This window comes from Kineococcus endophyticus (assembly GCF_040796495.1).
GTDB classification, from domain to species: domain Bacteria; phylum Actinomycetota; class Actinomycetes; order Actinomycetales; family Kineococcaceae; genus Kineococcus; species Kineococcus endophyticus.
The window spans coordinates 313,929-335,912 of the sequence record NZ_JBFNQN010000005.1 but is presented as its reverse complement, the minus strand read 5'-3'; the positions used below and the strand labels follow the sequence as shown (position 1 = coordinate 335,912).

Below are 21,984 nucleotides of genomic sequence, written 5' to 3'. Positions count from 1 at the left end.
CGCTCACCCTGCCACGGCCGACTCCCGCCGGGCAGGACGGTCCATGTCCTTCCACGACCGGCCGACGAAGGGGGCGAGCGTGACGACGAGGTACAGGGCCCCCACGGTCCACAGCACCGGCACGACGCCGACCCGGTCCGCACCCCACCCCGCGAGCAGCGACCCGGCCGGCATCCCCGCCCACGCGCCCGCCGCCACGAGACCGGCGACGCGGGCGCGCATCCGCGGGGCCACCCGCTCGAGCTGCACGGCGCCCAGCACCGGGTTGATGGCCCCCGCGGCGAGGCCGCAGGCGAGGACGACGACGAGGGTGAGCTCCAGGGAGGGGCCCGTGGCCAGCAGCAGGAAGCGCGGCGACCCGGCGAGCAGGAAGGACAGGGCGAAGACCCGACGGCGCGACCAGCGCCGGGTGAGGCGGTGCGCCTGCAGGGCTCCCACCGCCGCGCCCACGCCGAAGACGGCACTGACCCAGCCGAACGCTGCGGGGTGGTGCCAGGTGTCGCGCGCCACGAGCGGCAGCAGGACGGTCAGCCCCGTGTCGAAGGCGTTGGTCGCCAGCACGAGGAGGACGACGGCGCGCAGCAACCCGTCGCGGCGCACCACGTCGAACCCCTCCCGCAGGCGACGCAGGTAGGACCCCGCGGGAGTGGCGGCGGTGGACGTGTGGGGCACGGCGATCAGCACGAGCGTCGCGCTGGCGGCGAACGTCGCCGCGTCCAGCCACAGGACGGGCAGGGCGCCGAGCCACCCGACGAGGGCGGCCGTCGCGGCGACCCCCAGCAGCTGGGCGAGGCGTTCGGCCCCGTTGAGGGCGCCCGTGGCCTTGAGCAGCGGCACGTCGTCGACCGCGCAGACCTCGGGCAGCATCGCGTGCCGCGCGGCCTGGCCCGGGGCGTCCAGCAGGCCCGTCGCCACGAGCAGCAGGACGAGCCCCCAGAACGGCAGGCCGACGGTGCCGGCCAGCAGCGGGACCGCGGCGATCGTGACGGCCCCGACGACGTCGCTGGTGATGCTCGTGCGGCGGTAGCCGATGCGGTCGACGACCGTCCCGCCGAACACACCGCCGACGATGACCGGCACGACCGCTGCGGCGGAGGCGATCCCGAGCTGCAGGCCGCTGCCGCCCGTGGCCAGGACGTGCAGCGGGACGGCCACCTGGGTCGCCGCGTTCCCCGCGGCGCTCGCGGTGTGCGCGACGACCAGCGCGCGGAGCGGTCTCACGGCCGCGGGAACAGCGCGTGGAGGGCGAGCACGGGGCGGGTCCCGGCGCGGTCCCGGTTCGAGCGCTCCAGCCACCGGCCGAAGACCTGTCGGACCTCGGCGGCCATCTCGGCGAGCTCGTCGGCCGTGAGGTCGAGGTACAGGTCCCCGGTGGAGGCGGCCTCGGCCCACTCCGGTGGCAGGTCGTGCTCGGCGTCGAGGTAGGCCTCGTGCGCGGTGGCGAGGCCCCGCACGAAGCTCTTGCGCAGCGCGGTGGAGGCCGCCGAGCGCTCGGGGTCGCTCGTGTCGGTGGGGGAGGGCGTGCGGGTGAAGGCGTGGACCGAGCGCCACCAGCGTTGCCGGCGGTCCGGTGCGTGGTCGGGCGCCTCGGCCACCAGGCCGACCTCGGCGAGGCGCGACAGGTGGTAGCTGACCGAGCCCGGGGCCTCGTCGACGGCGCGGCTGAGCATCCCGACGCTGCACGGCCCGTGGACCCGCAGCTCGCCGAGGAGGCGCAGCCGGGTGGGGTGCGCCAGCACGCGCATCGTGGCCGGGTCGGTGAGCTCGACGCTGGGCAGGTCGGGAGGAGGGAAGTCGTCCACGACGTCGACGGTAGAACCACAAGACATCTTCCACAAGACCTCTTGTGGAAGTCGGACGGCCCCGTGGGGCGGGGGCGCGTATCGTCCGGCGCGTGAAGGTGCTCTCCATCCAGTCCGCCGTCGCGCACGGCCACGTCGGCAACTCCGCGGCCGTCTTCCCACTGCAGCGCATCGGGGTCGAGGTCGTGCCCGTCTACACCGTGAACTTCTCCAACCACACGGGGTACGGGGCCTGGCGCGGTCCGCTCATCGCGCCGTCGGACGTCGCCGACGTCCTCACCGGGGTCGAGGAGCGCGGTGTCTTCCCCCAGGTGGACGTGGTCCTGTCGGGGTACCAGGGCGGGGTCGGGATCGGCGACGTCATCGTCGACGCGGTCCGCCGGGTGAAGGCGGCGAACCCCTCCGCGGTGTACGCGTGCGACCCGGTGATGGGGAACGCCAAGTCCGGTTGCTTCGTCGCGCCCGAGATCCCGGAGCTGCTGCGCGACCGGGTCGTCCCCGTCGCCGACATCATCACGCCGAACCAGTTCGAGCTCGGCTACCTCACCGGCACCGAACCCGACACGCTGGAGTCGACGCTCGCCTCGGTCGACGCCGCGCGGGCCATGGGCCCCTCGACCGTCCTGGTGACGAGCGTCGAACGCCCCGACCGCGAGGAGGGGACCGTCGAGGTGCTCGTCGCCGACGACGCCGGCGCCTGGATCGTCCGCACCCCGATGCTGCCGTTCAAGGCGAACGGGTCCGGGGACGTCACCGCCGCCCTCTTCACGGCCCACTACCGCAGCACCGGCGAGGCGCGGGTGGCGCTGGAGCGCACGGTGTCCAGCGTGTTCGACCTCATCGAGAACACCTACCGCTCCGGGGAGCGCGAACTGCGGCTCGTGGAGTCGCAGGAGGTCTACGCGAACCCCCGGATGCAGTTCACCGCCGAACGCGTGCGCTGAACCCGCCGCCGGCGCCGCCCCGCGCGGGCGCGGCGCCGGCCCTCAGGAGAACAGCGGGGAGAGGTTCTCGACCCACACGTCGTGGCCCACCTTGACGATGAGGGCGGCCACGACGACGAGGAACACCGTGCGGATGAACCGCGTCCCTTGCGAGATCGCCATCCGGGACCCCAGGTAGCTCCCGCTCGTGTTCGCGATCCCGAGCAGCAGCCCGAGCCCCCACAGGACCGCCCCGTGCGGCGCGAAGTACAGCAGCGCGCCGAGGTTCGTGGAGAAGTTCACGATCTTCGCCTTGGCACTGGCCTGGACGAAGTCGTACCCGAGCAGGCTCACCATGGCGATGACGAGGAACGTCCCGGTGCCCGGACCGAGCACCCCGTCGTAGACGCCGATCGCGAGGCCGACGGCGATCGCCGCGCGGTAGTGGGCGTGGCCGGAGAACCGCAGGGACGTCGAGGCTCCCAGCGCCGGCCGGAGCACGGTGATGGTGGCGACGGTGATGAGCGCCACGACGATGACGGGTTTGAACACGGCGACGGGCAGCGCCGCCGCGATGGAGGCTCCGCCGAAACTCCCGACGAGGGCGACCGCCGCCATCGGCAGCGCGGTCCGCAGGTCGGGTCTGGCGCGCCGGTAGTACGTCAGGGCGCTCGTGCTGGTGCCGAAGATGGACCCGAGCTTGTTCGTCGCGAGCGCCTGCACGGGGCTCAGGCCCGGCACGAGCAGGAGGGCCGGCAGTTGCAACAACCCGCCGCCACCCACCACGGCGTCGATCCAGCCCGCGGCGAACGCGGCGAGCAGCAGGAGCAGGAGGACCGGAACCGTCAGGTCGGGAGGCACGGGCCCATCCTGCCGTCCGGGAACCTCAGGACGACAACGGCACCGACACCAGGCGGTCGTCCCCGGAACGGGGTTCCCCGCGGAACGTGTTGGACGTGAGGACCCACAGCGACCCGTCCGGCCCGACCTCGACCGTCCGCAGCCGGCCGAGGGCTCCCTGCAGGTACGCGTCGGGGGTCCCGGTCGGTCCGTCGGGGTTCAGCGGCACCCGCCACAGGCGTTCTCCGCGCAGCGCCGCGACGTACACGGCGTCGGGGGTGACCGTGATCCCCGAGGGCGAGGCGTCGTCGGTGGCCCACGTCTGCACGGGGGCGACGAACCTCCCGCCGCCGTCCCCGGGCCCCTCGACCTCGGGCCAGCCGTAGTTCCCGCCGGGCCGGATGACGTTGAGCTCGTCCCACTCGTCCTGGCCGAACTCCGCGGCGATGAGGCGACCCGTGGAGTCCCAGCCCAGACCCTGCGGGTTGCGGTGGCCCAGGGACCACAGGGGTGAACCGGCCGTCGGGTTGTCCGGAGGGACGGTCCCGTCGGGGTTCAGCCGCAGGATCTTGCCGCCGAGCGACGTCGGGTCCTGGGCCGCGGGACGGTTCTGGGCGTCCCCCGTGCCGACGTAGAGCTTGCCGTCCGGGCCGAAGGCGATCCGCCCGCCGTTGTGGGTCGAGTTCTTCGGGATGCCCGTCAGGACGGGCGTCGCCTCGCCGAGGCGGTTCTGCGCCAGCGTGTACCGCACGACGCGGTTGTCGTCGCGGGCCGTCTGGTAGAGGAACACGTGCTGGTCGCTCGAGAACTCCGGCGACAGCGCGATCCCCAGCAGCCCGCCCTCGCCGCCGGGCACGACGTCCGGGACCCGCCCGTCCGGACCGTCCGCGCCCAGGACCGTCGAGACCCCGGGACCGACCTGCACAACGCGGGCCTCGTCCCGCAGCGTGACCAACGCTGTCCCGTCGGGCAGCACCGCCATCCCCCAGGGCACGTCGAGCCCCGTGGCGACGTCCACGGGGTCGCCGGGCAGCCCGACGGCGGCCGCGACGATCTCCGAGGGGTCCACCGGCGTGGAGGCCGACGTCGAGGGAGCGGGCTGCGCCGCGGTGGGGGTCGGGGTGCCGGGGGACTGCGCCGAGTCCGAGCAGCCGAGCAGGAGGGTCCCGACGAGGGCCGCCGGGGCGAGGGCCGTGCGTCTGCGGGTCACCGGTCCATCCTCACCCGGATGCGGCTAGCGTGCCCGCGTGAGCGAGCACGTCGTGGTGAGCGTCCCCTCCGAGTCCTGGGCCCGTGCGCTCGGGACCCTCGACGGCGCCGAGGTCGTCGTCTGGGACGGCACGGGCCCGGCCCCCGATCCCGCGCCGGCCCTCGTTGTCCCGCCCTACGTCGCGACCCCCGACGTCTCGGCGCTGCCCGACGGCGTGCGCGCGGTCCAGCTCCTGACCATCGGCTACGACGGAGTGCCCGAGCAGCTGCCCCCGGACGTGCTGCTGTGCAACGCCTCCGGCGTCCACGAGACGTCGACGGCCGAGCTCGCCGTGGGACTGGCGGTCCTGTCCCTGCGCGGCCTGGACGACGACGTCCGCTCGATGGCGTCGGGGGAGTGGAAGCCGTCCCGGCGCACGTCCCTGGCCGACCGGTCCGTCCTCGTCGTCGGCTGGGGCGGGGTCGGCCGCGCCGTCGCCGCCCGCCTCGCCCCGTTCGAGTGCTCCGTCACGGCGGTCGGGACCCGCGCGCGCGTCCAGGACGGCGTCCAGGTCCACGCGGTCGAGGAACTCCCCGACCTGCTGCCGCAGCACGACGTCGTCGTCCTGGCCTGCCCGCTGACCGACCGCACGCGCGGCCTGGTGGGCGCGGGGTTCCTCGCCGCGATGCCCGACGGAGCGCTGCTCGTCAACGTGGCCCGCGGCCCCGTCGTGGACACCGCAGCGCTCGTGGAGGCGGTGCGGGACGGGCGGATCCGCGCCGCGCTCGACGTCACCGATCCCGAACCCCTCCCGGCCGACCACCCGTTGTGGTCCTCGCCCGGCGTCGTCGTCACGCCGCACGTCGGCGGGAACTCCACGGCGTTCCGGCCGCGGATGGTGGCGCTGCTGCGTGCTCAGGTCGCGCGGCTGGTGGCGGGGGAGGACCTCGCGAACGTGGTGTCCCGCACCGTCGCGTCGTAGCGCGCCAGCACGAGGTCGACGAGGCCGGGGTGCACCCCGAGGGGGTCGGTGACGACGTCGGCCCCGACGGACGCGAGTCGCGCCGAGAACACCCCGGGCGCCAGCAGGTAGCTCACGACGGCCACGGGTCGCGGGCCGGCCGCGGCGACGGCGTCCGCGACGGTGGGTTCCTGCGCGGACAGGAACCCCGACGTGACGGGCCGCCCCAGCCGCTCGGCGAGCAGCCCGACGGCCGCCTCGACGTCGGCCTGGGCCCGCGCGTCCGAGGACCCGGCCGCCGCGAGGACGACCGGCCCGTCGTGGGAGCCCAGCCGTTCGAGCAGGATGTCGACGACCTCCGGGCCCGGGCCCAGCGCGGGCGCCGCCACCGCGCGGCCACCGCCCCGCTCGAGGGCCTGCGCGATGTCCACCCGCACGTGGTAGCCGCTCGACAGCAGCAGCGGCACGACGACGGCGTCCCGGTCCCGGCAGACGCGGTCCACCACGTCGGCCAGGTACGGGCCGTGGACGTCGACCTGCGCGCCTTCCACCACCAGCCCCGGCCGCGCGGCCCGGACGGCGTCGCGCAGCGCGTCGACGACCTGCTGCCCTGCGGCGGAACGGGTCCCGTGCGAGCAGGCGATCAAGACGGGTTCCATCAGGTGGTGGTCTCCAGTCGGTAGCCGCGCTTGACGACGGTGCGGACGAGCGAGGCGTCCGGGAGGGCGGCGCGCAGCCTGCCGATCGTCACCTCGACGGCGTGGACGTCGGCCGCCCCGGGCAGGGCCGGCAGCAGGTCCTCCCGGCTCAGCACGGCGCCCCCGGCCTCCGCGAGCCGGCGCAGCAGGGCCCGGGGCCCGGGGGCCAGTTCCAGCAGGACACCGTCGAGGACGGCGGTCTGCGCCCGCACGACCAGGCGTCCCTGCACGGTGGCCACGTCGGCGACGGGGTTCTCGGCCAGGTGCGCCGTCAGCGTCCGCAGCAGGGCGCCCAGCCGCCACCGGTCGGGGATCAGCGGCTCGATCCCCACGGCCCGCAACGGTTCCGCGGTCACGTCGCCGACGGCGCACGCGACGACGCCGTCACCGAAGGCCGCGACGAGCTCCTCGTGCCGGCCCCGCCGCTGCGCGACCTCGAGCAGCGCGACCGCGCCGGGGGCGCTCGTGAACGTCACCGCGTCGAGGGCGCGCTCGGCGACGAGGTCGACGAGCCGGTCGACGGCGTCGGGGTCCGCGGGCGGCAGCCACCGGTACACCGACACCCCCCGCACACGGGCGCCGGCGGCGACGAGCGGGGCGAGCTGGTGCTCGTCAGCGGCCCCGTGCAGCTGCACGACGACCGAGCACCCGTCGACCCCGTCCGCCACGAGCCGCTCCACGGCCTCCGCGGTCTGCTCCGAGGCCGCGGACCACGCCTCCCGCAACCCGTTGGCCCGGATGACGCCCGTCGCCTTCGGACCGCGGGCGACCACGCGGGCCCGCCCCATCGTCTCCAGCAGCGGCCCGGCGAGGCCGGCGGCGTCCGCGGCCTCCACCCAGCCCCGCAGCCCGATCCCCGTCGTCACCAGGACGACGTCCGGCGGGTCGGCGATGACGTCGCGGGTGTCCGCCAGCAGCTGGTCGTCCTCGGTCAGGGGGACGATCCGCATGGTCGGCGCGTGCAGGACGCGCGCGCCCTTGCGTTCGAAGGTGGCGATCATGTCGCCCGAGCGGCGGTCGCTGGTGATGCCGATCGTCACGCCCAGGAGTTCCGTCACGAGTGCGGACGGTAGGCGACCGTCGTCGTCCCCGTCACCTCTCCCGTGACCTCGCCCGTCGTGTCGGCCAGGCCCTCCAGCGCGGCGACCGCGCCGACGACGATGACCGCCGGGTTGCGGACGCCCTCCTGCGCGGCCCGGACCGCGATGTCGGCCAGCGTTCCCCGGGTGGTGCGTTGCCCTGCGCGCCAGCCGTTCTCGACGATCGCGACGGGGGTGTCCGGGGCCTTGCCGGCTGCGAGGAGGCCGTCGGCGGTGCGCGGCAGCATCGTCACGCCCATGAGGAGGACCAGGGTCCCGTCGAGCGAGGCCAGCGCGGCCGCGTCGACGTCCTCGTGGCCGCTCACGACCGTGACCGAGCGGGACAGGCCGCGGTGGGTCACGGGCACACCCGCCGCCGCGGGCACGGCGAAGGCGCTCGTGACGCCCGGGACCACCTCGACGTCCACGCCGGCGGCGCGGCAGGCGAGGACCTCCTCGCCGCCGCGGCCGAGCAGGTAGGGGTCGCCGCCCTTGAGGCGCACGACGTGCCGGCCCGCCTGCGCGTGCTCGACGAGGAGGCGGTTGATCTCGTCCTGGGGGACGGGGTGGTGGTCGGGGGTCTTTCCGACGTCGACGACCACCACGTCGGGGTCGAGGTCGACGAGCACGGCCGTGGGCGCGAGGCGGTCCACGACGACGACGTCCGCCTCGGCGAGCCGGCGGCGGCCGCGCAGCGTCAGCAGGTCCACCTCGCCCGGCCCGCCGCCGACGAGGGTCACGCGACCCCGGCCCGGGCGGCGGCGGCGCAGGGGTGCGGCGCCGGAGTCCAGCCATCGCGACAGCGCCTCGCGCAACCCGGTGGCCCGCCGCGGGTCACCACCCGCGGTGGCCGAGACGGTGACGGGCGCCCCGCCCACGTCGCGCCGCACGACGACGGGGGTCCAGGCGCTGCCGGCGGCCGCCTCCGCCGCGACGACGCACCACACGTGCAGGGCCTCGGCGGCCGCGGCGACGGCGGCGTCGGCCGCGGGGTCGCCCGTGGCGGTGTGGACGAGCCAGACGTCGGCGACGTCGGCCGGGTCCACGTCACGCGCCTCCCACGTCAGGAGGGGCAGCAGGTCGCGCAGGTCCTCGCACACCGCCGGGGCGACGACGAGGACGTCGGCGCCGGCCTCCACGAGGTCCCGGGCCCGCCGCGCCGCGACGGGCCCACCGCCGGCGACGAGGACGCGCCGTCCGGTGACGTCGAGGTGCAGGGGGTACAGCGGTGCCACCGGAACCCCTCTCTCAGCGGACATCGACGCCCACCCTGACCACGCCGGCCTCGACCCGACAAGGATGCACCGCGATCGTTCCCTCCCCACCCCCCGTCGCCTCGCCCGTGGCGAGGTCGAAGGCCGTCAGGTGCAGGGGGCAGATGACGACGGACTCGTCGACCTGCCCGTCGGCCAGCGGCCCACCGGCGTGCGGGCAGGCGGCCTGGACCGCGCTGACGCGGCCGCTGCGGTGCCGGAACAGCGCGACCTGCTCGCCGTCGACCACGTAGGTGCGGCCCTCCCCGACGGGCAGGTCCTCGACGCGGCACACGTCCTGCAGGACGTCGGCCGGGGCGTTCACGACCGCACCTGCGAGGGGCGGACCGTCGGCATGCCGAGGGGGAGGGCGGGACGGAACTGTCCGGTGGTCACGGGCTCGGCGCCTTCCTGCCAGGGGTCGCGGTAGTTCTCCACGGTGGTCTGCATGCGCTCGTCCAGCCCGGCGGCCATGCCGTCGGAGTCGTCGACCAGGACGGCGCGCACGCGTTCGATCCCGAGGCGCGGGACGAACTCGTAGGTGCGTTCCAGCCAGTTCCCCCACTCCCGGTAGAACTGGATGAACCGGCCGACGAGCGTGACGACCTCCTCCGGGGAGGTGACGGTGGTCAGGAGGTCGCCCTTGCGGACGGTGGCCCCGGCCGCGCCGCCGACGTAGACCTCCCACCGGCCGGACCCGACGGCGACGACACCGACGTCCTTGACGTACGCCTCGGCGCAGTTCCGCGGGCAGCCGACGACACCGAGCTTGAGCTTGGCCGGTGCCTCGACGCCCTGGTACCGGGTCTCGAGGTCGATGCCGAGCTGGGTGGAGTCGCCGAGGCCGAACCGGCAGAAGTCGGTCCCGACGCAGGTCTTCACGGTCCGGAAGCTCTTGCCGTACGCGTACCCCGACGGCATCCCGAGGTCCGCCCACACCTTCGGCAGGTCCTCCTTCGGCACGCCCAGCAGGTCGATCCGCTGTCCGCCCGTGACCTTGATCATCCCGACGTCGTACTTGTCCGCGACGTCGGCGATCGTCCGGAGCTGGTCGGCGGTGGTGACCCCGCCCTTCATCTGCGGGACGACGGAGAACGTGCCGTCGCGCTGGATGTTCGCGTGGACGCGGTCGTTGACGAACCGCCCGTCGCGTTCCTCGACGATCCCCTCGGGCCACATCATCCGCAGCAGCGAGGTCAGGCCCATCTTCGACTTGGCGTCCTCGACGCCGCCCGGGGCGAGTTCGCGGAACACCGCCGACACGGACTTCAGGCCGCGCTCGCGGATGGCCGCCATGAGCTCCGGTTTGGCCAGCGGAACCCCCGGGACGTACCAGCCGACCGTCTCGTCGACCGTGAGGTTCCCGCCCGCGGCCCACTCGGTGATCCGCTCGACGAGGTCCTTGCAGGAACCGCAGCCCTTGCCGGCCTTGGTCTTCGCCATCACCGCGGTCGTCGACGTGCAGCCGTCCGCGACGGCACCGACGATGCGGCCCTTCGTGACGCCGTTGCAGTGGCAGACCTGAACCGCGTCGTCGAGGTCGGCGAGGTCACCGGCGCCGGCGCCCTCCTGCACCTCTCCGAGGTCGAGGAGCAGCCGGGTCCGTTCCTCCGGCAGCGGTGTGCCGAGGTCGTAGTGCTGGGCGAGGACGGCCGCCTTGCGGACGTCCCCGAGGAGGGTGGCTCCCACGAGCCGGTCGTCGCGGACCACGGCGTTGAGGTAGACACCGCGGTGCGGTTCGGAGAACACGACGAACTCGTCCTCGTCGCGCTCGGGGCCGGACAGGCCCATCGCCACCACGTCGACGCCGGCGACCTTGAGCTTCGTCGACGTGCGGGACCCGTGGTACTCCGCGTCCGGGGCCGCACCGGTGAGGTGGTCGGCCAGCACGCTCGCCTGGTCCCACAGCGGGGCCACGAGGCCGTAGGTCTGGCCGCGGTGCTGGACGCACTCGCCGACGGCGTAGACGTCCTCGGCGCTGGTGCGCATGCGGTCGTCGACGAGGATCCCGCGGTCGACGTCGAGGCCCGCGCTCACGCCGACCTCGACGTTGGGCCGGATGCCGGCCGCGACAACCACGAAGTCCGCGGCCAGGACGGTGCCGTCCGGCAGTTCCACGCCGCTCACGCGGTCGGTGCCCAGCAGTCCCCGCGTCCGCACGCCGGTGTGCACCCGGATGCCCAGCTGCTCGACCTTGCGCCGCAGCACCCGACCGGCGTCGGAACCGAGCTGCTGGTTCATGAGGTGCGGCGGGGAGTGCACGAGGTCGACCTCGAGGCCGTGCGTCACGAGCCCGTGCGCCGCCTCCAGTCCGAGCAGACCGCCGCCGATGACGACCGCGCGCCGGTGGGTGCGGGCGTTCTCCAGCAACGCCCGGGCGTCGTCGAGCGTGCGGAACGCGAACACCCCCTCGAGCAGGGATCCGTCACCGCGGTGCAGACCCTCCATCGGGGGGAAGAACGGCGTGGACCCCGTGGCGATCAGGAGCGTGTCGTACGGCGTGCGGCCACCGGCGGCGTCGTGCACGACGCGGGCGGCGTGGTCGACGTGGTCCACGCGCACCCCGGCGCGCAGGTCGATGCCGTTCTCCTCGTACCAGGACAGGGGGTTCAGGACGATGCCGTCTTCTGCCTCCTCCCCGGACAGCACGTGGGAGAGCATGATCCTGTTGTAGTTCCCGTACGGTTCGTCGCCGAAGACGGTGACGTCGAAGGCGCCGGCGCCGCCGCGCTCCAGGACTTCCTCGACGGCACGGATGCCGGCCATGCCGTTGCCGACGACGACCAGGCGACGGCGGTGGCCCCGGGGGGCGGGAACGGTGACGCTCTGCGCGGTGCGCTGGGTGGTGTCGGTCACGGTGTCCTCCTCAGATCCGGGTACCGGCGAAGCGCTGGGCGCTGCCGACCTTGTAGACGGCGACCGTGACGACCGCGCAGACGGCGTAGAACCCGACGAACGCCAGCAGGGCGGGTTGCAGCGAACCGGTCTTGAGCGACTCGGCGAACACCCGGGGGATGATGAACCCCCCGTAGGCCCCGATGCCGGACGCGATGCCGATGCAGGCGGCGGCCTGGCGCTTGGCCAGGACCAGGCCCTGCGGGTCCGCGGCCACGTCGATGCCCGCCCGGAAGATCGCCGGGATCATCCGGTACACCGCGCCGTTGCCGACCCCGCTGGCCACGAACAGGAGGAGGAAGGAGGCGAAGAACCCGGCGAAGCTGCCGGCGGCCAGGGAGGCGATGACCCCGAGGGCCCCCAGGGCCATGACGGCGTAGGCCGCGACGCCGACGTCGGCGCCGGACCAGCGGTCGGCGAGCCGCCCGCCGGTGGGACGGGCGAGCGATCCGACGAGCGCCCCGAGGAAGGCCAGCGTCAGCGGAACCTGCGGCAGACCGACGAAACCCCAGGAGAAACCGATCTCCGGGAACTGCTGCTTGATGAGCAGCGGGAACACCCCGGCGTAGCCGATGAAGGACCCGAACGTCCCGATGTAGAGGAACGACACGATCCACGTGTGCTTGTTCCGCACCGCGGCGGCGTACCCGGCGAGGTCGGCCTTGGCGGTGGACAGGTTGTCCATGGAGCGCCAGGCCAGGACCGCCGCGAGCACCGCCAGCGGGACGACGACGAGTCCGGCCCGGTCCAGGGCCAGACCTCCGCCGACGACCACGACGACCGGGATGACGAGCTGCACGACGGCGACCCCGAGGTTCCCGCCCGCCGCGTTCAGCCCCAGCGCCGCACCCTTCTCGCGCTCGGGGTAGAAGAACGAGATGTTCGCCATGCTGCTGGCGAAGTTCCCGCCCCCGACACCGGCCGTGGCCGCCACGAGGACCATGACCCAGAACGGCGTCTGGGGGTTCTGCACGACGACGGCGAGCCCGATGCAGGGGACGAGCAGCAGCAGGGCCGAGACGACGGTCCAGTTCCGGCCGCCGAAGCGCGGGACCGCGAACGTGTAGGGGAAGCGCAGGGTCGCCCCGACGAGGTTCGGCACGGCGATGAGCCAGAACATCTGGTCGGCGGTGAGGGCGAACCCCGCGCTGTTCAGCGACGGCGTGACGATCGTCCAGAGCTGCCAGACGGAGAAGCCGAGGAACTCGGCGAAGATCGACAGCCACAGGTTGCGCTGGGCCCGCCGGCGGCCGGTCGACTCCCACTGCCGGACGTCCTCGGGGTCGTGGTCGTCGACCCAGCGGCCGGACCGGGGAGCCGGGATGGTGCGGGTGTCCAGGGTCATGTCGGCGACGCTAGGGGCCTCGTGTTGCGGGCAGTGGCGCGTGCCGTTGCGGGTGCGTCACGGTGTCCTCACGCCCCCGCGGCGGGGCTGTGAGGAGGCCGCACCACGGCCGCAACACGCGGGAAACGGGGTGGCAACGGCGCCCCGCTCTACTGCTCCCGTGACGGCTCCCGCCCCGACCTCCGTGCGCAGCGCGTGCTCCTACTGCGGCGTCGGCTGCGGTGTCGTCCTCGACGTCGCGACGGACCCGGTCACCGGCCGGCGGACCCTGGCCGGGGTCACGGGCGACCGCGAGCACCCCGTCAACCGGGGGCGGCTGTGCACCAAGGGCGCGACGAGCGCGGCCTTCATGACGGCGCCCGGCCGGCTCGAACGGGCCGCCCTGCGCGACGAGCGGGGCGGGGCGGCGCGGGACGTGCCCCTCGACGAGGCGCTGGACCGGGTCGCGGACCGCTTCGCGGCCACGATCGTCGAGCACGGGCCGGACTCCGTCGCCGTCTACGTCTCCGGTCAGATGTCGCTGGAGGCGCAGTACCTGGCCAACAAGCTCGTGAAGGGCTTCTGGGGGACGAACCAGATCGAGTCGAACTCGCGCCTGTGCATGGCCAGCGCCGGCACGGGCTACAAGCAGTCCCTCGGGGCCGACGGGCCGCCGGGGTCCTACGACGACTTCGACCACGCCGACGTGTTCCTCGTCATCGGTTCCAACATGGCCGACTGCCACCCGATCCTGTTCCTGCGGATGATGGAGCGGGTCCGGGCGGGGGCCACGCTCGTCGTCGTCGACCCCCGGCGCACCCCGACGGCCGACGCCGCCGACCTGTTCCTGCCGGTGCGCCCGGGCACCGACCTCGCCCTGCTGAACGGGTTGCTGCACCTGCTGGTCGAGGCGGGCGCGGTGGACGAGGAGTTCGTGCGGTCCAGCACACGCGGCTGGGACGGCATGGCCGGGGTCGTCGCGGACCACCCGCCGGCCCGGGTGGCGGAGATCACGGGGATCCCCGAGGCGGACCTGCGCCGGGCCGCCGAGCTCATCGCCGGGGCACGGAACTGGATGAGCTGCTGGACGATGGGGCTGAACCAGAGCGTGCACGGGACGTGGAACACGAACGCCCTCGTGAACCTGCACCTGGCGACGGGGGCCATCGGCCGCCCCGGCAGCGGCCCGTTCTCCCTGACGGGGCAGCCGAACGCCATGGGCGGCCGGGAGATGGGGTACATGGGACCGGGGTTGCCCGGTCAGCGGACGGCGCTGGACCCCGGGGACCGTGCCTTCGTCGAGGAGCGGTGGGGTCTGCCGCCCGGAACCCTGCGCACCGACGCGGGTACGGGCACGATCGACCTCTTCCGCCGGATGGCGGCAGGGGAGGTCAAGGCCTGCTGGATCGTCTGCACGAATCCCGTCGCCTCCGTCGCGAACCGGTCCGTCGTCGTGGAGGCGTTGCAGCGCTGCGACTTCGTCGTGGTCCAGGACGCCTTCGCCGACACCGAGACGACGCCGTTCGCCGACGTCCTGCTGCCCGCGGCGCTGTGGGCGGAGTCCGACCAGGTCGCCGTGAACTCCGAACGGACCATGACCCTGCTGCCCCAGGCCGTCGACCCCGTCGGCGACGCCCGGCCGGACTGGGCGCTCGTCGCCGGGGTCGCGCAGCGCATGGGCTTCTCCGCGGACTTCGCGTTCTCCAGCGCCGCCGAGGTGTTCGAGGAGGTGCGGGGGTTCTCCAACCCGCGGACGGGGTACGACCTGCGGGGTGTGGACCACGACCGGCTGCGGTCCGGGCCCGTGCAGTGGCCGGCCGCCCCCGGCGGCCCGGACCGCAACCCGGTCCGGTACCGCGAGGGCGACGGGTTCCGGTTCCCGACGGCGGACGGCCGCGCGGTGTTCTGGCCCCGGCCCTTCGTGCCCGCCGCCGAACTGCCCGACGACGAGCACCCCTTCGTCCTGGGCACCGGCCGCGTGCAGCACCAGTGGCACACCCGCACCAAGACGGGGAAGGTCCCGCAGCTGGAGGCCTTGAACCCCGGGCCGTTCGTCGAGGTGCACCCGCAGGACGCCGAGCGGCTCGGCATCGCCGAGGGTGACGGTGTGGAGGTGCGATCGCGGCGGGGCCGGGTCGTGCTCCCCGCCGTCGTGACCGATCGGGTCCTGCCCGGTTGCTGCTTCGCGCCGTTCCACTGGAACGACACGTTCGGCGAGGACGTCGCCGTCAACGCCGTGACGCACGACGCCGTGGACCCCGACAGCCTGCAACCGGAGTTCAAGGTCTGCGCGGTGGCGTTGCGGCGGGTCTCGGTGGCGACGGCGCCGGTGACGGCCCCCGGGGCGGAGGACGAGGAGGAGGACGACCTCGACGTGCTCGTCCTGTACGCCTCCCAGACCGGCGGGGCGGCCGAGCACGCCCGGTCCACCGCGGCCGCCCTCGTGGCCTCCGGCGTCCGTGCCGGGGCGGTGGGCATGGACCGCGCCGACCCGGCCCGGCTGGCGCCGACGACGCTGCTCGTCGCCAGCACGTTCGGGGACGGCGGCCCACCCGACAACGGGGCCGCGTTCTGGGCGAGCGTGTCCGCGCCGGACGCCCCGCGGCTGGAGGACCGCCGGTTCGCGGTGCTGGCGTTCGGGGACTCCTCCTACGCCGACTTCTGCGGCCACGGTCGGCGCCTCGACGAGCGGTTCGCCGAACTCGGCGCCACCCGGCTGCTGCCGCGCGTGGACTGCGAACCCGACCAGGTCGAGCGCGCGGAGGACTGGAGCACCCGGGTCCTGCACCTGCTGGCCGACCGGCCGGTGGTGCCCGCACCGCGGGTGGCGTCCGACCGGCCGACCCGTCGGAACCCCTACCGGTCCCACCTCGTGCGCAACGTCCGGTTGAACCGGCCGGGGTCCTCGAAGGAGGTGCGGCAGATCGGGATCCATCGCGACGAGGGGCTGGCCTACCGGGCCGGGGACTCCCTGGGGATCTGGCCCGTCAACGACCCCCGCGTCGTGGAGGAGGTGGCGCGGCTGACCGGGAACGCCCCGGAGGACCTCGCCGAGCTCGACGTCACCCGTCCCTCCGCGGCCCTGCTGGACTTCGTCGGCCGGCACTCGCGGGAACCGGGACTCACCGCCGACTGGTGCTGGGGACGGCAGACGGTGGACGTGCTGCGAGCGTTCCCGGTGCGCGCCGAACCGCTCGAGTGGCGCAACCTCCTCCGGCCCCTGCAGCCGCGGCAGTACTCGATCTCCTCGGCGCCGGAGGCCCACCCGGACGAGGTGCAGCTGACGGTGTCGGTCGTCCGGTTCGGTGACCCGGTGCGGCACGGGGTCTGCTCCTCGTTCCTGGCCGACCGGGCCGACGGGCAGGACCTGCGGGTGTTCGTCCAGCCCAGCCCGGCCTTCCGGCCCCCGGCCGACCCCAGCGTGCCCGTCGTCATGGTCGGCCCGGGCACGGGCGTCGCCCCGTTCCGGGGTTTCCTGCAGGAGCGCCGCGCCCACGGCGGGGGCGGCCGGAACTGGCTGTTCTTCGGCGAGCGCAGTTCGGCCACCGACTGGTACTACCGCGAGGAGTTCGAGGCGTGGCGCCAGGACGGCTCCCTCACCCGGCTGAGCCTGGCGTTCTCCCGTGACCAGCCGGAGAAGGTCTACGTCCAGGACCGGATGCGCCGCCAGGGCCGGGAGTTGTGGCGGTGGATCGACGAGGGCGCCCACCTCTACGTGTGCGGGGACGCCGCGCGGATGGCCCGGGACGTGGACCGGGCCCTGCGCGACGTCGTCGCCGAGCACGGGGGGATGTCGCCGGACGCGGCGGCCGCGCACGTGCAGGCGATGGCCGCGGCGGGGCGGTACGTGCGCGACGTCTACTGACGCGGCGTCCACCAGCGGCACCGGGTGGCAGTCTGTCCCCGTGGCCGTCCCCGTGTCCGCCCCCGTCTCCGCGTCCCTGCGGATCGAGCTGCTCGGCCCCCTGCGGGTCGAGGCCGCCGACGGCACCGAGGTGGCCGTCGCCGGGACGCGGCTGCGCCTCCTGCTGGCCGAGCTCGCCCTCCGCGCGGGCCGGCCCGTGGCCACCGGCGTCCTGGAGGACCTGCTGTGGTCCGGCGACGGACCGACGGGACCCGGTGCGCTGCAGTCCCTCGTGTCCCGGCTCCGGCGGACGCTGGGCACGGCCGCGACCGTGGAGGCCGGCCCCGCCGGGTACGCCCTGCGCGGCGTCGCCGTCGACGTCCCCGAGGTCGAGGCCGCCTTCGCCCAGGGTCACGCGGAGCTGCGGGCCGGACGCCCCGACCGGGCCGAGGCCGTGCTCGACGCCGCCCTGGGCCGCTGGCGCGGACCGCTCGCCGAGATCGCCTCGGCGCCGGACGCGGTGCGCCTGGAGGAGTCCCGGCTCGAGGCGGTCGCGGACCGGGCGGCGGCGCGGCTCGCGCTGGGGCGCACGGACGGGCTGGCCGCCGAGCTGGAGGGGCTCCTGCGCGCGCACCCGGTGCGGGAGCGCCTCGCCGAACTGCTCGTGCGCGTCCTGGCCGCCGAGGGGCGGTCCGCCGAGGCCCTCGCGGCCTACGAGGGGACGCGGCGGTTGCTCGCCGAGCAGTTCGGGACCGATCCCTCCGCGGGTTTGCGCGAGGCCCACCGCGTGGCGCTGGCGGTGGGGGACACCGCGTCGGCGGCGCCCGTGCCCGGACCCCCGCCCGCGCGGCCGCTCACCTCGTTCGTCGGGCGCCAGGACGACGTCGTCCGCGTCCGCGGCCTCCTCGAGGAGGTCCGCTGCGTCACCGTCGTGGGGCCCGGGGGAGCGGGCAAGACGCGGTTGTCGACGGAGGTCGCCGCGGGCTTGACCGCGGCGGGGACCGCGGTGGCCGTCGTCGCGCTCGCCCCCGTGGCCGAGGGGGCGGACGTCCTGGGCGCGGTCGCCGCGGCGGTGGGCGCCCGCGACACCGGCCGCGACCGGCGACCCGTGGCCGATGCCGATCAGCGCTCCCGCGTCGTCGCGGCCCTCGGTGGGGGCCGGACGGTCCTCGTGCTCGACAACTGCGAGCACCTCCTCGACGACGTGGCCCACCTCGTCGAGGACTTCCTGCACGCCTGCCCCGCGCTCGTCGTCCTGGCCACCTCGCGCGAGGCCCTCGGGGTCGAGGGCGAGGTGCTGCACCCGCTCGGGCCGTTGCCGCGAACGGCTGCGCTGCAACTGTTCACCGACCGGGCGGCCGCCGTCTCGCCGGGGTTCTCCCTGACCGACCCCGCGGACCGGGCGGTCGTCCAGCAGGTCGTGGACCGCCTCGACGGGTTGCCGCTGGCCCTGGAGCTCGCGGCGGCCCGCGTGCGGACGATGACCCCGGCCGACCTCCTGGGCCGCTTGTCCGACCGGTTCCGCCTGCTGACCGGTGGCCGGCGGACGGCCGTCGCCCGGCACCGCACGCTGCGCGCCGTCGTGGACTGGAGCTGGGAGCTCCTCGCGGCCGACGAGAAGGTCCTGCTGCAGCGGCTGTCGGTGTTCCACGCCCCGGTGGCGGTGGACGCCGCCGCCGCGGTGGCCGCCGATCTCGGCGACGAGCTGACCGTGGCCGACCTGCTGGGCTCCCTCGTCGAGAAGTCGTTGCTGCAGCTGCGTCCCGGGCCCGTCGCGAGGTACGCGCTGCTGGAGACGATCCGGGAGTACGGCGCCGATCGCCTGGCCGCCTCGGGGCAGGTCGAGGCCGTCCTGGAGGCCCGGACGCGGTGGGCCGAGGGTGTCGCGGCCGGTGCGGCGTCGGGTCTGCGCGGTCCCGCCCAGCTGGCGTGGTCGCAGCGGCTGGACGCCGAGGCAGACGACCTCCTGGCAGCCCTGCGCCACCTCGCCGCGGCCGGACTGGCGGAGCGGGCGCTGCGCACGACCGTCCCCGTCGCCCTGTGGTGGTCGGCCCTCGGCCGGCACGCCGAGGTCCGGGAGTGGACGACCGTGGCCCGTTCGGCCGGTCCCACCGGCACCCCGCTGGACCTCGTCGGCGAGGCGCTGGAGGTCGTCAACGGGCTCATGGAGGGGCAGGGGGAGTGGGAGGCCGGGCGCGTGCGCATGCAGGCGCTGCACCGCGCGCTGGACGACGGCACCGGCGGCGGCTCCGACCCGCTCTCGGTGCTGCTGGCCGTGTTCCTCGACCGCTTCAGCGTCGAGACCGAGGGCGTCTGGTTCGACGTCGCCCGGGACCCGCGGGTGCAGCCGTTCCTCGCCGAACCGCCCGCCGACCCGTGGCTCACGGCCCTCGTGCACCTCATGTGCGCCGCCGGGGCCGAGAACGACGGCGACGTCTGCGCGATGGCGCACCACGCGGGGCGGTCGGCCGACGGCTTCGCCGCCGCGGGGGAGAGCTGGGGCCGCGCCGGGGCGCTGCGCCTGCTCGCCCAGCACGCGGTCGTCACGGGCGACCTGGACCTCGCCGAACGGCGGTACCGCCAGGCCGGCGACCTCGTCGCACCGTTCGGCAACGCCGACGACGAGGTGCAGCTGCGCATGCGCCTCGTCGACGTCCTGCAACGCCGTGGGGCGGCGGCCGAGGCCGCGGAGGAGGTGCGCCGCATGGAGGCCGTGGCGGCGGCGGCCTCGACCACCACGCGCACCTGGCTCGTCCTCGCCCAGGTCGCCTCGCTGCGCGGCCGGGGACGCCACGACGAGGCCCGGGCCCTCGTCGACGGGCAGCTGGCCGACCTGGCCGACCGCGGCCGGACCGGCGTGTGGGAGCACGAGAGGGCGGGGTTGCTCGCCGCCGCCGCGCACGTGCTGCTCGAGGGCGCCGGCCCGGAGCGCGACCGGGTCCGCGCGGTGCTCGCCGAGGCCGTCGACCTGGCGCTCGGGACCCACGACATGCCCATCGTCGCGATGGTGGCCGTGGCGGTCGCGCGGTGGCGGCTGCAGGAGGGGGACACCGCGGGCGCGGCCCGGGTCCTCGGCACCGCCGCGAACCTGCGCGGGGCCGAGGACCCGACCGAACCCGAGGTCCAGCGGGTCCGGGCGGCGCTCGAGGCCGACGGTTCCCCGGCCCTCGCAGCCCTCTACGCCGCCGCCCGGGACCAGGACCGGGAGGCGGCGGTCGCCGACCTCCGCGCCGCGGTGGGGATGGCGGCGGGGGTGGCGGGGGATCAGGCGCGGCGGGTGTAGGCGCGCAGGGCCAGCGGGACGAACACGGCGAGGAACACCGCGATCCAGCCGCCGGTCCACGCGAGGTCACCGGCCACCGGACCGCCGAGCATCAACCCGCGGACGACCCCGACCAGGTGCGTGATCGGGTTGACGTGGACGAAGTGCTGCAACCACCCCGGCATGCTCGCCGTGTCGACGAACACGTTGCTGCCGAAGCTGAGGGGCATCACGAGCAGGAACATCAGCCCCTGCACGGCCCCGGGGGTGCGGACCAGCAGTCCCACGAACACCGAGACCCAGCAGAACGAGAGGGCGAACGCCATCGAGACGCCGAGCGCCGCGAGCGTGGGCCAGAACCCGGTCTGCACCCGGAAACCCATGACCGTGGCGGCCGTCATGATGACGGCGAACAGGATGAGGTAGCGCACGACGTCGGCCAGCACGGCGCCCACGAGGGGCGCCGAGCGCGCGATCGGCAACGACCGGAACCGGTCGAAGACCCCCTTCTGGATGTCGCTGTTGAGGTTCTGGCCCAACGAGACACCGGCCAGCGAGATCGACTGGGCCAGGATCCCGGGGAGCAGGTACTGCAGGTAGGTCGAGCGGTCCCCGCCGCCGAGGGCGCCGCCGAAGATGTAGGTGAACAGCAGCAGGAAGATGATCGGCTGGATCGTCACGTCGATGAGCGCCTCGGGCGTCCGGACGGTCTTGACGAGGTTGCGGACCGCGAGGGCACCGGCGTGCCGCAGGGAGCGGAACGGCCCGGCGGCCGGGGTGCTCGCGGAACCGGTGGGGACGGGGCGGTCGAGGACGGTGGTCATGCCGCGAACTCCTTCGTGCCGGTGGGTCGTGCGGAGGTCTGGGTGAGGCTGGCGAACACCTCGTCGAGCGTGGGCAGGTGCAGCGAGAGTTCGCTGACCTCCACACCGCGGTCGGCCAGGGCCGCCACGGTGGCGGTCATGGCGCGTTCGTCGGGGACGGGGGCCGAGAAACCCCCGTCGGCCAGCGGCTGGGGATCCTCGCCGGAGATCGCGGCGAGCAGGGACCGCACCACGGGCCCGTCCGCGGCGTCGAGCGGGACGACGGTGAGGGTGCGGTTCCCCGCCTGCCGCTTGAGCCCGCCGGGGGTGTCGTGGGCGATGACCTGGCCGTGGTCGATGACGGTGATCTCGTCGGCCAGCTGGTCCGCCTCCTCGAGGTACTGGGTCGTCAGCAGGACGGTGGACCCGTCGCGGACCAGGGTCCGCACGACGTCCCACATGGCGTCGCGCTTGGCCGGGTCGAGCCCGGTCGTCGGTTCGTCGAGGAACACCACCGCGGGCCGGCCGACGAGGGAGGCGGCGAGGTCGAGGCGGCGGCGCATGCCGCCGGAGTAGGTGCCCGCGCGGCGGGAGGCCGCGTCGGCGAGGTCGAACCACTCGAGCAGCTCGGCGGCGCGGCGGCGGGCGTCGCGGCGGGACAGGTCCAGGAGCGTGCCGATGAGGAGCAGGTTCTGCATCCCCGTGAGGTCCTCGTCGACCGAGGCGTACTGGCCGGTGAGGCCGATCGAGCGGCGCACCCGGGCCGCGTCGCGGACGACGTCGAGGCCGCCGATGCGGGCGGTGCCCTCGTCGGGGGCGAGGAGGGTCGCCAGGATGCGGACGGCGGTGGTCTTGCCGGCGCCGTTGGGGCCCAGGACGCCGAGCACGCGGCCGGCGGGGACCTGCAGCGAGACGCCGTCGAGCGCCTGCGTCGTCCCGAAGCGCTTGCGGAGGCCCTCGGCCTCGATCGCGGGTGTCGTCATGGGGGAACCGTCGCGTCCGGCGCTGGCGGGGGGCTGGCGCGGGCCGGCTCCCGCTGGCGTCCCGCTGGCGTCCCGCTGGCAATGGCTGTGCCGGTACAGTGGGGACGTTTGCCTCCCCACCTCCCCGA

At 74.8% G+C, this 21,984-nt stretch carries 16 protein-coding genes; 4 read left to right on the top strand and 12 right to left on the bottom strand.

Features of this window, described 5'->3' with window-relative positions; genetic code table 11:
- Nucleotides 1–3: 3 nt before the first annotated feature.
- Entirely contained in the window at nucleotides 4–1,221 is a 1,218-nt protein-coding gene (locus AB1207_RS09350) for an MFS transporter (protein WP_367637803.1), read from the bottom strand.
- The gene (locus AB1207_RS09345; RefSeq protein ID WP_367637801.1) at nucleotides 1,218–1,802 is read right to left on the bottom strand and encodes an ArsR/SmtB family transcription factor; all 585 of its coding nucleotides are present in this window, start codon (nucleotides 1,800–1,802) and stop codon (nucleotides 1,218–1,220) included. The genes AB1207_RS09350 and AB1207_RS09345 overlap by 4 nt, the downstream gene beginning before the upstream one ends.
- A gap of 92 nt (nucleotides 1,803–1,894) precedes the next feature.
- Between AB1207_RS09345 and pdxY the strand changes: the two genes are divergently transcribed.
- Nucleotides 1,895–2,746, top strand: coding sequence for a pyridoxal kinase PdxY (gene pdxY, locus AB1207_RS09340; protein ID WP_367637800.1), 852 nt, complete (start codon nucleotides 1,895–1,897; stop codon nucleotides 2,744–2,746).
- Between the two features lie 42 nt (nucleotides 2,747–2,788).
- Here pdxY and AB1207_RS09335 read toward each other — a convergent pair whose 3' ends face one another.
- Nucleotides 2,789–3,586 (bottom strand): sulfite exporter TauE/SafE family protein, encoded by a 798-nt coding sequence (locus tag AB1207_RS09335; protein ID WP_367637799.1) that lies wholly within the window; start codon nucleotides 3,584–3,586, stop codon nucleotides 2,789–2,791.
- A 25-nt stretch (nucleotides 3,587–3,611) separates the two neighbouring features.
- On the bottom strand, nucleotides 3,612–4,775 hold the full coding sequence (locus AB1207_RS09330) for a PQQ-dependent sugar dehydrogenase (RefSeq protein WP_367637797.1): 1,164 nt from the start codon (nucleotides 4,773–4,775) through the stop codon (nucleotides 3,612–3,614).
- Nucleotides 4,776–4,812: 37 nt separating this feature from the next.
- On the opposite strand from AB1207_RS09330, the gene AB1207_RS09325 reads away from it, so the two are divergent.
- A complete protein-coding gene (locus AB1207_RS09325; RefSeq protein WP_367637796.1) occupies nucleotides 4,813–5,736 on the top strand; it encodes a 2-hydroxyacid dehydrogenase in 924 nt (307 codons plus the stop codon).
- On the opposite strand, the gene AB1207_RS09320 is transcribed toward AB1207_RS09325, so the two are convergent.
- Genes AB1207_RS09320 through AB1207_RS09295 form a run of 6 tightly spaced genes read right to left on the bottom strand, consistent with a single transcriptional unit; the run spans nucleotide 5,670 to nucleotide 12,985 of the window.
- Nucleotides 5,670–6,374 (bottom strand): sirohydrochlorin chelatase, encoded by a 705-nt coding sequence (locus tag AB1207_RS09320; RefSeq protein WP_367637795.1) that lies wholly within the window; start codon nucleotides 6,372–6,374, stop codon nucleotides 5,670–5,672. The genes AB1207_RS09325 and AB1207_RS09320 overlap by 67 nt on opposite strands.
- A complete protein-coding gene (locus AB1207_RS09315; protein ID WP_367637794.1) occupies nucleotides 6,374–7,471 on the bottom strand; it encodes a uroporphyrinogen-III synthase in 1,098 nt (365 codons plus the stop codon). Before AB1207_RS09315 ends, AB1207_RS09320 begins: the two co-directional genes overlap by 1 nt.
- Nucleotides 7,468–8,727, bottom strand: a complete 1,260-nt coding sequence (cobA, locus tag AB1207_RS09310; RefSeq protein ID WP_367637792.1) for a uroporphyrinogen-III C-methyltransferase — start codon at nucleotides 8,725–8,727, stop codon at nucleotides 7,468–7,470. The genes AB1207_RS09315 and cobA overlap by 4 nt, the downstream gene beginning before the upstream one ends.
- Nucleotides 8,728–8,740: 13 nt before the next feature.
- Complete coding sequence (locus AB1207_RS09305) at nucleotides 8,741–9,070, bottom strand: Rieske (2Fe-2S) protein (protein ID WP_367637790.1); 330 nt, start codon at nucleotides 9,068–9,070, stop codon at nucleotides 8,741–8,743.
- The gene (gene nirB, locus AB1207_RS09300; protein ID WP_367637788.1) at nucleotides 9,067–11,601 is read right to left on the bottom strand and encodes a nitrite reductase large subunit NirB; all 2,535 of its coding nucleotides are present in this window, start codon (nucleotides 11,599–11,601) and stop codon (nucleotides 9,067–9,069) included. The genes AB1207_RS09305 and nirB overlap by 4 nt, the downstream gene beginning before the upstream one ends.
- Nucleotides 11,602–11,611: 10 nt before the next feature.
- The gene (locus tag AB1207_RS09295) at nucleotides 11,612–12,985 is read right to left on the bottom strand and encodes an MFS transporter (RefSeq protein ID WP_367637787.1); all 1,374 of its coding nucleotides are present in this window, start codon (nucleotides 12,983–12,985) and stop codon (nucleotides 11,612–11,614) included.
- Between the two features lie 160 nt (nucleotides 12,986–13,145).
- On the opposite strand from AB1207_RS09295, the gene AB1207_RS09290 reads away from it, so the two are divergent.
- Both AB1207_RS09290 and AB1207_RS09285 read left to right on the top strand, forming a co-directional pair.
- Nucleotides 13,146–16,829, top strand: coding sequence for a bifunctional nitrate reductase/sulfite reductase flavoprotein subunit alpha (locus tag AB1207_RS09290; protein WP_367637785.1), 3,684 nt, complete (start codon nucleotides 13,146–13,148; stop codon nucleotides 16,827–16,829).
- Between the two features lie 40 nt (nucleotides 16,830–16,869).
- Nucleotides 16,870–20,091, top strand: coding sequence for an ATP-binding protein (locus AB1207_RS09285; protein WP_367637784.1), 3,222 nt, complete (start codon nucleotides 16,870–16,872; stop codon nucleotides 20,089–20,091).
- Here AB1207_RS09285 and AB1207_RS09280 read toward each other — a convergent pair.
- Together AB1207_RS09280 and AB1207_RS09275 are read right to left on the bottom strand one after the other, a co-directional pair.
- Nucleotides 20,073–20,894, bottom strand: a complete 822-nt coding sequence (locus AB1207_RS09280; protein WP_367637783.1) for an ABC transporter permease — start codon at nucleotides 20,892–20,894, stop codon at nucleotides 20,073–20,075. The genes AB1207_RS09285 and AB1207_RS09280 overlap by 19 nt on opposite strands.
- Nucleotides 20,891–21,856, bottom strand: a complete 966-nt coding sequence (locus AB1207_RS09275) for an ATP-binding cassette domain-containing protein (RefSeq protein WP_367637781.1) — start codon at nucleotides 21,854–21,856, stop codon at nucleotides 20,891–20,893. Before AB1207_RS09275 ends, AB1207_RS09280 begins: the two co-directional genes overlap by 4 nt.
- Nucleotides 21,857–21,984: the final 128 nt, after the last annotated feature.

What these genes read in the sequence shown, in the direction of transcription:
- AB1207_RS09320 (WP_367637795.1), bottom strand. Translation starts at nt 6,374, where the DNA reads ATGGAACCCGTCTTGATCGCCTGCTCGCACGGGACCCGTTCCGCCGCA.
- AB1207_RS09295 (WP_367637787.1), bottom strand. Translation starts at nt 12,985, where the DNA reads ATGACCCTGGACACCCGCACCATCCCGGCTCCCCGGTCCGGCCGCTGG.
- AB1207_RS09280 (WP_367637783.1), bottom strand. Translation starts at nt 20,894, where the DNA reads ATGACCACCGTCCTCGACCGCCCCGTCCCCACCGGTTCCGCGAGCACC.
- AB1207_RS09275 (WP_367637781.1), bottom strand. Translation starts at nt 21,856, where the DNA reads ATGACGACACCCGCGATCGAGGCCGAGGGCCTCCGCAAGCGCTTCGGG.